Source organism: Caulobacter sp. GW821-FHT05F04, from assembly GCF_059419665.1.
In genome coordinates this window covers 290682-303889 of the sequence record NZ_JBWKSF010000002.1, presented here as the reverse complement: position 1 = coordinate 303889, position 13208 = coordinate 290682, and the positions used below count along the sequence as shown (strand labels likewise).

The 13208-nt window shown below is 65.0% G+C and carries 11 protein-coding genes; 8 read left to right on the top strand and 3 right to left on the bottom strand.

Features of this window, described 5'->3' with window-relative positions; translation table 11 throughout:
• The first annotated feature begins 179 nt into the window (after window positions 1-179).
• Entirely contained in the window at window positions 180-2450 is a 2271-nt protein-coding gene (locus AC07R7_RS05950; RefSeq protein WP_494634488.1) for a TonB-dependent siderophore receptor, read from the top strand.
• Window positions 2451-2551: 101 nt separating this feature from the next.
• On the opposite strand, the gene AC07R7_RS05945 is transcribed toward AC07R7_RS05950, so the two are convergent.
• A complete protein-coding gene (locus tag AC07R7_RS05945) occupies window positions 2552-3274 on the bottom strand; it encodes an AraC family transcriptional regulator (protein WP_494634487.1) in 723 nt (240 codons plus the stop codon).
• A gap of 97 nt (window positions 3275-3371) precedes the next feature.
• Window positions 3372-3824 carry a hypothetical protein gene (locus AC07R7_RS05940; RefSeq protein WP_494634486.1) on the bottom strand — a complete coding sequence of 151 codons (453 nt, stop codon included), beginning with the start codon at window positions 3822-3824 and terminating at the stop codon, window positions 3372-3374.
• 472 nt (window positions 3825-4296) lie between these two features.
• Here AC07R7_RS05940 and AC07R7_RS05935 point away from each other — a divergent pair, with 472 nt between their 5' ends.
• The 7 genes from AC07R7_RS05935 to AC07R7_RS05905 all read left to right on the top strand — a co-directional run bounded on the left by AC07R7_RS05935 (window position 4297) and on the right by AC07R7_RS05905 (window position 11979).
• A complete protein-coding gene (locus AC07R7_RS05935; RefSeq protein ID WP_494634485.1) occupies window positions 4297-4749 on the top strand; it encodes a hypothetical protein in 453 nt (150 codons plus the stop codon).
• On the top strand, window positions 4746-6308 hold the full coding sequence (locus AC07R7_RS05930) for a PepSY-associated TM helix domain-containing protein (protein WP_494634484.1): 1563 nt from the start codon (window positions 4746-4748) through the stop codon (window positions 6306-6308). Before AC07R7_RS05935 ends, AC07R7_RS05930 begins: the two co-directional genes overlap by 4 nt.
• A 104-nt stretch (window positions 6309-6412) precedes the next feature.
• Window positions 6413-7279, top strand: a complete 867-nt coding sequence (locus AC07R7_RS05925; RefSeq protein WP_494634483.1) for an AraC family transcriptional regulator — start codon at window positions 6413-6415, stop codon at window positions 7277-7279.
• A 157-nt stretch (window positions 7280-7436) separates the two neighbouring features.
• Window positions 7437-7856, top strand: coding sequence for a hypothetical protein (locus AC07R7_RS05920; protein ID WP_494634482.1), 420 nt, complete (start codon window positions 7437-7439; stop codon window positions 7854-7856).
• The gene (locus tag AC07R7_RS05915) at window positions 7849-9264 is read left to right on the top strand and encodes an efflux transporter outer membrane subunit (protein ID WP_494634481.1); all 1416 of its coding nucleotides are present in this window, start codon (window positions 7849-7851) and stop codon (window positions 9262-9264) included. The genes AC07R7_RS05920 and AC07R7_RS05915 overlap by 8 nt, the downstream gene beginning before the upstream one ends.
• Before the next feature lie 41 nt (window positions 9265-9305).
• The gene (locus AC07R7_RS05910) at window positions 9306-10424 is read left to right on the top strand and encodes an HlyD family secretion protein (protein WP_494634480.1); all 1119 of its coding nucleotides are present in this window, start codon (window positions 9306-9308) and stop codon (window positions 10422-10424) included.
• Between the two features lie 13 nt (window positions 10425-10437).
• The gene (locus AC07R7_RS05905) at window positions 10438-11979 is read left to right on the top strand and encodes a DHA2 family efflux MFS transporter permease subunit (RefSeq protein WP_494634479.1); all 1542 of its coding nucleotides are present in this window, start codon (window positions 10438-10440) and stop codon (window positions 11977-11979) included.
• 200 nt (window positions 11980-12179) lie between these two features.
• On the opposite strand, the gene AC07R7_RS05900 is transcribed toward AC07R7_RS05905, so the two are convergent.
• Window positions 12180-13163, bottom strand: coding sequence for a glycerophosphodiester phosphodiesterase family protein (locus tag AC07R7_RS05900; protein WP_492888036.1), 984 nt, complete (start codon window positions 13161-13163; stop codon window positions 12180-12182).
• Window positions 13164-13208: the final 45 nt, after the last annotated feature.

The window sequence follows — 13208 nt, the reverse complement described above, 5'->3', positions numbered from 1 at the left end:
CGTCCCGACACGCGCCAGATCGCAAGGCGCCCTGTATGAGACCCATCAGTTGTTAATGCGAGTTATTCGCATGAGTTCGCAAAGGGGTCTCAATGTTCGGGACAAAAGACGGAGTTCGAAATCGTTCGAGTTGGTCGCGAGACGATCATGGCGGACGTGGGCGGGCAATCGCCCGGGGGGTGGGCTCTCTCATCGCATGCGCGATCGTCAGTGCGAATGGCGCGGCCCAGGCGCAAGCGGTTGGTCCGCTGGATGAACAACAAAGCACCTCGCGACGAGACGGTCCGGATGCGGTCACGGGCGTCTCCGAAATCATCATTACCGGCGTCCAGGAGGGCGAGACCACCGAACGCACCGGCTCCTATACGACGCGTTCAACCGGCGCCGCGCTCGGCCTGCCGCTCCGACTGAGACAAATTCCGCAGGCGGTTACGGTCATCACCAGCCAGAATATGGAGGACCAGAACCTCACGAGTCTGGACTCCGTGCTGCAAAGCGCGGCCGGCGTGACCCGGAATTTCATTGATTCCGAACGCGTCAACTACTCGTCGCGCGGATTTGCCGTCGACAATATCATGTATGACGGCGTGGTGAGCTCGCTCGATAACGGCATCGGGTTCATCGACACCGCTCTTTATGATCGCGTCGAGGTCGTGAGAGGCGCAACCGGCCTCCTCACGGGCGCGGGCAATCCGTCCGCGTCGATCAATCTGATCCGCAAGCGTCCAAAGAACGATTTCGCCATAGGCGCATCGGCGCTGGCGGGATCCTGGGAAAACTATCGCGGCACGCTCGACGTCTCCACGCCGCTCACCGGCGACGGCAGCATCCGCGCGCGGCTCATCGGCGTCTATCAGGATCAGGACTCCTATCTCGATTTCTACCAGCAGAAGAAGGCCATCGGCTACGGGGTGATCGAAGCTGATCTGACCGACCACACGATCCTGACCGCGGGCTTCGAATATCAGCACAACAAGCCCAAGGGCTCGACCTGGGGCGCCGCCCCGCTTTTCTACAGCGACGGCGCCTTGACGACGGATCTGCGTCGTTCAGCGAGCCTGTCGCCGCCATGGACCTATTATGAGGTCGAATCCAAGACGGCGTTCGTAAACCTGTCCCACGAGTTCGCCAATGGCTGGAAGTTCAAGAGCGCGCTGACCCACTCGCAACTGAACCATGACGGGGAGTTGTTCGCGCTGGCGGGGATCGATCCCGCCAATCCCAGAAGGTCTATCGGCTTCTATCCGGATCGGCAGACGGGTTTCTCCAGCGTCCCGGTGATGGGCGCCGGCACGAAATTCAGCGGCAAGACGAGCCAGGATACGCTGGACGTGCAAACGAACGGGCCGGTCGAACTTTTCGGCAAGCGGCACGAGCTGATTGTCGGCACGACGCTGTCGCGAACGAAACAGGACACGCCAGGATCTCGCCTTGCGACCAACCTGTATTTTCCCTTCTCGGCGACGCCCGCGCCGTCAATCGACCAGGTGGGCGCGATTCCTCGCTTCGACTTCGAGAACAACTCGATGCCCTGGTCCATGGACTCGAATGTCAGGACCAGAAGATATGGGGTCTACGCGGCGACCCGCCTCTCGCCCACGGATGACCTCAAGATCATCCTCGGCGGCCGTTTCAATCGGTTTGAGCTGAATGACGATGAGGTCGGTTCCGCAAGCGTCAGGTATCGGCAAAACAGGTTCACGCCCTATGTCGGCGCGACCTATGACCTGACTAAAAATGTCACGCTGTTCGCGAGCTATACCGAGATATTCAAGCCGCAGCCGGAGCGGCGGGACCGTAACGGCGACATCCTGGACCCCACCAGAGGCAATAGTCGAGAAGCCGGCGTCAAAGGCGAGTTCTTCGGCGGCAAACTGAACACCTCCCTGACCCTGTTCGACACGCGGCTGGACAAACTGGCGCAGCAGGATGTCGGGTTCTTCGATCCGACCAATCCGCTGAACACCGCCTATGTCGCGGTCGACGGAACCAAGACCAGAGGCTTCGAGCTGGAAGCGAACGGCGAAATTCTGCCGGGCTGGAACGTGTCAGGCGGCTTCAGCTGGCTGAAAAGCGAAACCCCCGACGGCGCGCGCCTCAATCCGCAAGAACCTCGCCGGACGCTGAAGCTCTTTACGAGCTATAACCTGCCGGGAGCCTTGGACCGGCTGACGATTGGCGGCGGTGTCCACTGGCAAAGCGACATTCAGTTCACGGGGATCAACCGGCCGAATGGTCAGGGCGGGCTCCAGCGGGGCGTAACCGTCGTCCAAGGAAGCTACGTGCTGGTCAATGTCCTGGCGCGCTATGCGCTGAGCGATCGTGTGTCTGCTTCGGTGAACGTCAACAACCTGCTCGACAAGCGTTATTGGATGCGGGCTGGCTTCTACGACACCGCGGCCGTGGGAGCGCCGCGAAACGCCATGCTGACGCTGAACTTCCGGTACTGAGGCCCGCACCCGCATGGCGTCTTCACGGGAACCTTCGAGTGGAGACGCCATGCGCTTTTGCGTTGACGCCTGTGCGCCAAGTCAGGTCAAGCCGGCCTGATCTAATCGCCGCCCTCCCCTTCCAGGCCAGAAAAATAGCGGGCGGGAGACGCCCCTACCATCTTCCTGAACATGGTCACGAAACTGCTCGTACTTTCGTAGCCGAGATCGAAGGCTATGGACTTGATGCTGCGTCCATCGGCCATCCATTGCATGGCGCGGGCCACGTGAAACTGGCGGCGCCACTGTCCCAGGCTCATCCCGATTTCCCGGTTGAGCCTCCGGGCCAAGGTGCGCTCGGTCATGGACATCAGCGCCGCCCACTGCGCCACCGAAGCCTTGCGCGACGGGTCCGACATGATGAGGTCGGTCAATCGCCGCAGCTCGGGATCCGCGGGCAGCGGCAAACGCAGATGCTCCCGGCGCGCCGCGCCGAGTTCGTCGAGAACGACCGGCAGCAAGCGCGCTTCGGGCCCGTCCATCGCATAGAGCGCGGGGAACGCGGCGACACGAAACAGCAACTCCCGCAACAGCGGCGACACCGCGATGGCGCAGCAGCTTTCGCCTGGGCGAGGATCAAGCTTTGGATCGACGAACAACGCGTAAGACTCGATCCGGCCAAACGCCCAGGATCGGTGAGGGACGTTCGACGGAATCCAGATCGCGCACTTGGGCGGAATGGTCCAGATCTGGCCGTCCGCCTCGCAGTTGAGCACGCCCTTCGCCGTATAGATCAGCGCGCACTCTGGGTGCCGATGCTCGTGAAGGTCGAAGCCGTCGGTCATGGAGTCGACGCACGCCGCCAGCAGCGGGCGCCGCGTGGGGTTCACATTCATAGTCTGGACAGTTGGCGCGCGAGCCGGAAGCATGGCGAGGCATCGGTCACGGAATTGTTCCTTGGCGGGGGATTTCCCGGGCGTGATCGAGCGCGGCGGAAATGGTCCGATAAAATAGGAAGAGGTCGGCCGCGGCGAGCGCGCAAGCCGAGGCGTCGAGCAGCCGATCGAGCGACGGCGCGACCTTGAGCGGCCAGCGTAGGGCCCCGCGCGCAAACTCGGAGCGCTGACGACGCGCGAGTTCGCCAAGAAGGAGGATCTCGCCCGACGAGACGAAGGGCGAGTCGATGTCGTGAAGACGCGCCGCGGGCAAGAACCGCGGCAAGAGGGCGACGACGGCGGCCAGCGCCGATATTCCATCCTCATCCATGCCAGCGCCACGGAGCAGTTCCTCGCCCGCGGATGGCCCAGGCGTCGGCGCCGCCAGCAGGCGCATCGCCTTTATGATCAGACGCTCATGCCAATGGCGCGCCCTCATGCTGGTCGGCTTGGCGTGCATCACTGTCGTTAACCCCAATAGCGGAGCGAAATGCGGGTCGAAGCAACTCGGCTCATGACATCCTGTCCTGTTAGGCGCCGAAAGGCCTCGGCAGCACATGCAACTCAGTCGCAGTGAAGGCTTAGGCCAGGCCCTGCCTTCGAGCATCCGCCTCGCCCGTCAGCTTCTTTTGCAATCCCGCCAATTTGGGCCGCTCGGGCTCCAATCCTCTTCGTCGCGCGAAGCCATGGCGGGCTTGGCGGCATCTCGAAACTCTTTGGCGGACTCGCGCAACGCGCTCGCCGGCGAGCCGCCCTATCACCTTGTTGCAATCAATTCGCGTTTTCAGAACTGAAGGTACGGAGATTTCCCGATCGAGCAGATAGTGGGGGCCTTTGGGATGGCGGCGTGCGTTGCGTCGGTCCTGATGCTGCGGACAGCATGGAAAGGCGCGGGAACGCGGCGCAAGCTTTGGGCGGCGGCCGGTTGGCTGATGCTGATCCTGGCCGTTGCTCTTTACGCCTTCTGGCTCGGGATGGTCGTCGGCCTGGTCGCGGCTCTCCTCGCCTTCAGCCTGTGCGCGATGACCGTCGTCAAACTCGGCGAGGAGCGCCGGCCGGCCCGACGATCGGCGCTACGCGCCATTGACGAAAAGTCGATCGAGCCCGACGAGCGGCCCCGGATACGCTGGCGGGGCTGGGCGAGAGGCTTGGCCGCGCTCCTTCTCACCGCGATCACCGCCAACGCGATCGGCGCGGCGGTGGCCGGCGTAGCGCCGGGGGCGCGGCTCGACCGCTTCGCCGTCGCCGTCGTCCTCGTACCGCTGCTCTGGGCATGCCTCGTTATTTGGATGCTGAGCGATCGCGTCCTGCTGCGCCCTGTCCTCGGCATGACCGGGGCGTCCGCGATCGCCGGCGTCGCCATTGCCTGGATCTTGCTCGCATGAACAATCGCCTCGGCCCCGCCACGCGCAAACCGCTGATTTCCAATAGCTGGGTCAGCGCCATGCTGGCGGGTCATTCCGCACTGGGCCTCGCGCTCAGCGCCGCCATTTACCTGATTTGCCTGACTGGAAGCGTCGTCGTCTTCGTGCAGGAGCTGCAACTCTGGGAACAGCCCGCGGCTCCTCGGGTGGTCGCCGTCGCACCCGGCGCGATTGATCGGGGCATAGCAATGCTCCGCGAGAAAGCGCCCAAGGAAGCGGCGCCATCGATTTCGGTGACCCTCCCCTCCCCCTCCAATCCGCATCTTCTGCTCTCGGCGAGAGGTCGTGAGAGCGCGGGTGGCGGGAGCTGGTACGCCGACGCATCCGGTCACCCGGCCATGAAGGTGCGCCACGATGTCAGCGACTTTCTCGTGGGGCTGCATGTCAACCTTCATCTCCCCTTCGGCATCGGCACGGTGATCGTGGCGCTGGCGGGGATGGCGTTGCTGGCGCTGGTGATCTCCGGCGTTCTTGCCCATCCGCGCATCATCAAAGATGCTTTCCGGCTTCGCAGCGGCGGGTCTGAGCGGTTGGGTCAGGCTGACCTCCATAACCGCATCGGCGTCTGGGGCTTGCCTTTCCACTTCATCATCGCCTTCACCGCCGCCTTCCTCGGCGTCTTCATCATCGTTTTCGGCAGTGTCGCCGCGACCACGTACAAGGGCGACATGGCCAAGGCCTTCACCGATTTCGCGGGTCCTTCCGCACGCTCGGCGGCTCACGCGTCTCATGACGATCAGGTTCCATCCGTCGCGCCATTCATCGCCGCGGCGACCGCCGCCGCTCCGGGCCTCACGCTCCAGTCGGTCGACATCCAGCAGCCGGGCGCCAAGGGTCAGTTGATCGGGATCGGCCTGCGCGACCCGCGCAGTCTCGTTCTTAGCGAGCGCGTCGTCTTCGATAGCCAGGGTCGGAAGGTCTTCGCGTCAGACGTCGCCAAGCGGTCACTCGGCCAACAGATGATCTTCGCCATTCAGCCGCTCCACTTCGGCTGGTTCGGCGGGATCTTCGTCAAGCTTGCCTACGGCGTCCTTGGCCTGTCGATGTGCGTCGTCACGGCAAGCGGCTTCCGGATCTGGTTGGCGCGTCGGCGCGACAAGGGCCGCCCCGCGCCGGTCATGGAGCGGCTGTGGACAGCCACGATCTGGGGGCAACCGTTAGCCCTCGTGCTCGCCGCGGTCCCGTCGCTGGCGACGGACGCGAAGGCCGCGCCGCTGCTCGGCTGGGCCGCGGGCACGATAGCAGCCTACGCATTGGCCTGTTTGCCCTCGATGCAGGCGCGCCTGGGGGGCGGCTTGCGCGCGGCGACGGCGGTGGCGCTGGCGGGACTGGCGCTCGTCCATGCCGCGATCAGCGCGGCGGGCGGCCTTCCCGCCATCGACCCGATGAGCTGGGCGGTCGACGCCACGCTGCTCCTAACAGCCTTCTTCGTCGCCCGGCCGATGCTGAAGCATCGCCGTTCCCCCCGCGCCGTGGCGATGGCGGACCGTGATCAGGCGCCTGTAGCTCTGCCGGATTGAGCGATATCGCCAAAGAGTTTCGCAATACCGCCACCTAGTTGAGAATTGCTCGCACTTTTGGAGCTTTGCCGGCAGATTGAAGGCTGCCCCTGGGGAGCAGAGCGATGCAAAGCGACGACTACGAAATTTTCGAGCCCGAGGAGATTCCCCGGCCCGTTTCGGCGGTGGGGATGGAGCTTTTCACGGAAGGTTTCGAGCAACCGCCGCATCACCATCGCAAAGCGCAACTCATCCTGGCGGTCCGCGGCCTGATCACGTGCGAAGTGGCGCACGGTCTGTGGATGGTCCCACGGCAATGCGCGCTGTGGATCCCTGGCGACATGGAGCATAGCGTGCGCTGCGCTGGCGACCTCGAGGTCTACACGCTCTTCATCGATCCCGAACTTGCCCGCAACCTGCCCGCGGCCTGCAGCACCTTCTCGACGGGGCCGCTGTTGCGCGAGCTGCTGATCGCCGTGTCCCGCCTCCCGTCCCTCTATGATGTCGACGGCGCTGACGGTCGTCTTGTTCAGGCCATGCTCGACCAGCTCGAGCGCGCGCCAATGGGAACGCTCCATCTGCCCATGCCGGCCGACCCGCGGTTGCGAACCATCGCCAAGACCCTATCGGCCGATCCCGCCAATCGTACGACCATCGGGGAATGGGCCCGGATCGTCGCCATGAGCGAGCGCAGCCTGTTCAGGCTCATCGTGAGCCAGACCGGCATGAGCTTTGGGCGGTGGCGCCAGCAGTTCCAGGTGATGTTCGCGATCGAGCGTCTGACCGAAGGCGCGCCCGTGCAGACCGTCTCGTTCGATCTCGGTTACGAAAGCGCCAGCGCTTTCATCACGATGTTCAAGAAGGTCATGGGGCAGCCGCCGGGGCAGTTCCTGGCCGCGCGGCGGAGCGCGGCGCCCACGGCGACGCCGCAACAGAGCAAGCCCAAAATCATATCCACGATGATGGAGGCTCAGAGAGCGCTGGGGCTTTGATGCGCGGCCTTGCTTGATCCGGCCGACGGACCGCCAGGCGCCCGCACGGATCTAGAAGATTGGCGGTTTCGATAAATCATCTGCCCGAGCGGCCAAATCCAAAATGACATCAAGAGCCTAGGAAGGCTTGGAATGATGAACTTGTTGGATTCAGGCCATGCTGGTGGACGACACGCAGTTTCCGATAGTGCGGATGCACTATAATCGCACCGATGACCGAGGCGATGACGTCAGCTTCCAGCTTTTCGAGAATCTCCTCGAGCGTAAGACGCCCTTCGTCTTGATCGGTCTCGGCGCGGAACCTGACCAGGTTCAGTCGGCCGAGGAACGAAAGCGGGTGACGCTGTGGATGAAGCGCAACCGCCAGGCGCTCCACGCCTATGTCCGGGCGATGGTGTATGTCGAGCCGAGCCCGGCGAAGCGCTTCCTCGCCAAGACCTCGGCGCCCGTCTTCCAGAAATTCTGGGGCTATCCGATCCTCGTCTCCGCTTCCGAAGCGGAAGCCGAAGGTGTCGCCGCACGGCTGCTCGCGGGCGAACTGGCCGCCCAGATCGAGGCGGAGCAGCCCGATGCGTAAGAGCCCGATCTGCTCCACCTCGATTTTGGCGGTTTTGCTGCTTGGCGGCTGCGCGGGCCTGCCGAAACAAGGCGCGGCGCCGGCGATGCGGCCAGCGAGCGCCTTCGCAAGCGCCGCAAGTCTGGCGGCGCCCGAGACATCCTGGCCGTCAGATCGTTGGTGGGAAGGCTTCGGCGATCCGCAACTGACGGCGCTGATCGAAGAAGGCCTGTTGGCCGCGACCGATCTGCGCGTCGCGCAGGCGCGGTTCGAACGGGCCGAGGCGCTGGTACGGCAAGCACGCAGCCGACTGCTGCCATCGATCCAGGCCAATGGGGAGATCGGCGGGACCAAGCAGAGCTACAACTACCTCACCCCACGCGCGCTCGCACCCCAAGGCTGGCAAGACTATGGCCAGGCGACGGCGCGGCTGGATTGGGAGCTGGATTTCTGGGGGCGGAACCGGGCCGCGCTTGCCGCGGCGCGTTCAGATGCCGCGGCGGCCCAGGCCGAGGCGGCCGCGACCCGCCTGATCTTATCGGCCGGTATCGCGCAAGCCTATGCCGATCTCGCCGATCTCTTCGCGCAAGCCGATGCGGCGCGGCGCGCCGTCGAGGTGCGGCGACGCACTGTCGAACTGATGGATGGGCGACGGGCGCAGGGGCTTGAAAACGCCGGCGCCGTCGAGCGGGCGCGTTCGGCGCTCGCCGCCTCTCAGGGAGAGCTTGCCGCGCTGAATGAAACCGTCTCGCTCACGCGCAATCGGATCGCTGTGCTGCTCGGTGCGGGGCCCGATAGAGGCCTTTCCATCGAGCGGCCGACCGCGCGCGCGGCGGAGGACTTCGGTCTCCCCGCCAACTTGCCGGCCGACCTTATCGGGCGCCGTCCCGACGTGATCGCCGCGCGGCTCAGGGCGCAGGCGGCCGCAAGCCGGATCAAGCAGGCGCGCACCGCTTTCTATCCGAACGTCAACCTTGCCGGGCTGATCGGGTTTCAGTCGATCGGCATTGGCGATCTCGTCAAGTCGGGCTCGACCTTCGGCACGGCCGGACCGGCCGTCAGCCTGCCGATCTTCGACGGGGGACGACTGACCGGCGCTTATCGCGCCGCTGAAGCCGACTATCGCGGCGCCGTCGCCGAATATGACGGCGCGCTCGCCCAGGCCCTGCGCGAGGTCGCCGACGCCGCCGCCAGCGAACGGGCGCTCGCCGAACGCATCGGCAGGGCCGATGAAGCCGAGCGCGCCGCGGCGGCGGCCTGGACAGTCGCCAACAATCGCTACCAGGGCGGGCTTGCCACGTCTCTCGATGTGCTCGTGGCCGAAGACGCCCTGATCGATGCGCGGCGCAACCTCGCCACGCTCCGCAATCGCAAATTCGTCCTCAATGTCGGCCTTATCCGCGCGCTCGGCGGCGGCTTCCGTTCCTGAAGGATCTCCAGATGTCCACTCAAAACCTGGCGGCGGCTCCCTTGGCCGCCGAAGCCCCGACTGCCTCCGCTGCAAAAGCCAAGCGCCGAAAGATGTTCGCGATTTTCGCGATGGTGGTGGTCGGCCTCGCCATTCTCTATTGGGCCTACGTCCATTTTATCGCCTCGCGACGGGTCTCGACCGACAACGCCTATGTTGGCGCCAATGTCGCCCAGGTGACGCCGCTGATCGGCGGTCCGGTGCGCGAGGTGCTGGTCGACGACGCACAGCGTGTGAAGCGCGGCGACATCCTTGTGCGGCTCGACGACACGGACGCCCGCCTCGCGCTGGCCCGCGCCGAAGCCGAGCTTTCGCTGACTGAACGCCGGGTTCGCGGGCTCCTCGCGACCGATAGCGGCCTTGGCGCCCAGGTGACGGCGCGCGTCGCCGATCAGGCCCGCGCTGAAGCACGGATCGTCGCGGCGCGCGCCGATCTCGCCAAGGCCAAGATCGATCTTGACCGTCGCGAAACGCTCGCGGCGTCGGGTTCCGTCTCCGGCGATGAACTGACCATCGCGCGCAACGCCTACAGCACGGCCACCGCGAACCTGAAGGTCGCACAGGCCGAGAACGCCCAGGCGCAGGCCAACCAGACCTCAGCGGTGGGCAGCCGCGACGCCAATCGCGCCCTGATCGCCGGCGCCGCCCCCGAAGCCAATCCGGAAGTTCTGGCCGCGCGCGCCGCGCGCGATCAGGCGCGGGTGGACCTTGATCGCACGGTGGTGCGCGCGCCGGTCGACGGCGTTGTTTCCCGTCGCCAGGTTCAGGTCGGACAGCGTGTCCCGGCGGGCGCGTCGATGATGATGGTGGTGCCTGTCCAAGCCGCGTTCGTCGACGCCAACTTCAAGGAAGGCCAGCTGGCCCGCGTCAAGCCAGGCCAGCGCGTCACCCTCACCTCCGATCTCTACGGCGAGGGTGTTGAGTATCACGGCCGCGTCATCGGCTTCTCGGGCGGCACCGGCGCCGCCTTCGCGGTTGTCCCCGCCCAGAACGCCACGGGCAACTGGATCAAGGTGGTTCAGCGCCTGCCCGTGCGGATCGCGCTCGATCCGAAGGAACTGGCCGAACATCCGCTGCGGGTCGGATTGTCGATGAACGCCACCGTGAATCTCTCGAACTAAGCGGAACCCGGACATGACGGACACTGCTGCCGCGCCGGCCATGGCGAAGCCGCTCACCGGCGCGACCCTTATTTTCGCGGCGTTGCTGATTGGCCTTGGCAATTTCATCGTCGTTCTCGACTCGAGCATCGCGAACGTGTCCATCCCGCACATCGCCGGTTCGCTCGGCGTGTCGGTGACGGAGGCGACCAGGGTCATCACCTTCTATGCCGTCGCCGACGCCATAACCGTCCCACTGGCGGGCTGGCTGGCCCGGCGCTTCGGCGAACAGAGGATGTTCATTTCGGCTTTTATCGCCTTTGGCGCTATTTCGTTGCTGTGCGGCCTGTCGCGCTCGATCGAGATGCTGATCGCGGGCCGGATCCTGCTGGGCCTTGCCGGCGGAATGATGCGACCTCTCTCGCTGACGCTGCTGCTGCGCGTCTTTCCCTCGGAGAAAGCGACGCTCGCGACGATCATCTGGGCGATGACCACCACGGTCGCGCCTATTGCCGGGCCCATCCTGGGCGGCGTGATCTCCGACAACGCCGGCTGGGCGTGGATATTTTTCATCAACGTCCCATTGGCCGCCTTTGGCGCGGCGAGCCTGTTATATCTGCTGCGTGGGCGACGCGAGGAAACAGCCCGATCGCCGATCGACGTGGTCGGACTAGCCCTTCTCGTCACGTGGGTTACCTCCCTCCAACTTTTACTCGACGAGGGGCGTAATCTCGATTGGTTCGCGGCGACCGAAATCCGCGCCCTGGCCGTTGTCGCGGCCATCGGTTTCATCGCGTTCCTGATCTGGGAGCTGACCGAAAAACACCCCATTGTTAACCTGCGGGTGTTTCGGCACCGCGGCTTCGTCGTGGCGTCGGTCACCTATGCCATGAGCTTTGGCGCCTTCTTCGCGACCATCGTCCTTATCCCGCTGTGGCTGCAGCAGAACATGGGCTACACCGCGACCTGGGCCGGCTATGCCACCGGAATAATGGGTATTTTCGCGGTGTTCGCTTCACCGATCATCGGTGCTGCTTCGGCAAAAATCGACCCGCGCTTGATCATCTCGACCGGCATAGGAGGGCTGGCGCTCATCTCGGTTTGGCGCATCGGCTTCACGCCCGATATGACTTTTCTGCAGATGGCCTGGCCGATGCTACTGACGGGCCCGTTCCTGATGATGTTGTTCATTCCTATCACCGGCTTGTGTATCGCCAGCGTCGATCCGAACGAACAGGCCGACGCCGCCGGCATCTCCAATTTTCTGCGCACGCTCGCCACCGCCTTCGCCGCGTCTCTGGTGCAGACGGGTTGGATCAACGCCGCCCGAGTCAATCAGTCCGGATTGGTTGGCGCGATGCAACAGGGGCCCGCCACGATCGAGACGATGGTTGGGTCTGGCCTGTCGCGCGAAACGGCGACCGCCTTGCTGACCAATGTCGTCGAAAGCCAGAGCGTGATGCTCGCCACGCTCAACATGTTCGCCGTGGTGGCGTTGTGCCTTGCCTTCACCGGGGCTTTGATCTGGCTGGCGCCTAAGCCGAAAGGTCCGATCAATACGAGCGGCGGTCATTGAAGCGGAGGGTGGTAGGAGACGGCGCCGACGCCTCGGTCGACATCGTCGCTTATGACGTCATGAAGGCGCCTCATGTCAGTTAGCTTCCCACCCCCGCCAACCGCACCGAAGGTCGTGCCTTCGGCCGGGTCGCGCCATTTGCCGCCGTTGGCGCACCTCCAGAAAGCGGACCTTGTGCATCACCCAGTCACAAACTCGCTTTAGCGCCCAACGGACTTGAAGCGCCGGGACGCGATATAGTCGAGCAGCGGGGCCGGTTCGTCGGTCTGGAAGATCGAGATCCCCTCCGAGATCTGCCGCCCCCAGATCCCGTCCGGCGTCCGCAACGCGTCGAGATCGCCACCGTAACCCACCACGCCGATCACCCCCACGGAAGTCAGGACGTTGTTCCACAGGCGTACGCCAGCCTGGCGGGCGGAGGCGCGCACGGCTTGGAACTCCTCGGGCCGCAGGAAGATCATCTCCACCGCCGGGATCCTGTGGGTAGCCGAAGCCTGGCGGGCGACGATCGCGCCGACGTCTGTCGCCTTGCCCATCGGCGACGACCGGAGCATGGGCATGAACGGCAGATCGTTGAACGGCGCCTGGTCGGCCATCGGCGGCGCTTCCGGACCGGCGTCGGCCTTGATCAGCATCTCGTCGGCGACGCCGGCCTTGACTACGGCGGCGGCGACCTCGGCCTGGATCGGCTCCTTGATGTCGAGGTTCAGCATCATCCGACCCTTGGCCCGGGCCAGGAACTCGTCGAGCGTTGACGGCGCCTCGTCGGTCAGCATCGGCGACATCGACCCGCCGAAATTCTGGCGCAGCCGCAGGCGCTTGAACTCGGCCGCGGTCATGTCGGCTAGACGCCCGGTTCCGTTGGTGGTCCGGTCGACCGTCGCATCGTGAAGGATCACCAGCACCCCGTCCTTGGTGCGGCGCACGTCAACCTCGACCATGTCCACGCCCAGCGCGATGCAGCGTTCCAGCGCCTGCAGCGAGTTCTCCGGGGTCGGGTCGAAAAGGCCCCGCGAGGGCGCCGGGTTGTGGCAGCCGCGGTGGGCGACGACGAAGACGCCGCCGTTCAGGTCGCGCAGCTTGCGCAAGGCCTCGGCCGAGTTCGCGCGCGGCGACGCGGCGACGGGCGACGCCGCCAGAAGAAGGGTCACGGCGACGACGAGACCTTGGGCGTGAATACGCATGCGGAACACTCTCCGGGACGGGGATCGACAATGGTCGCGAGGGCG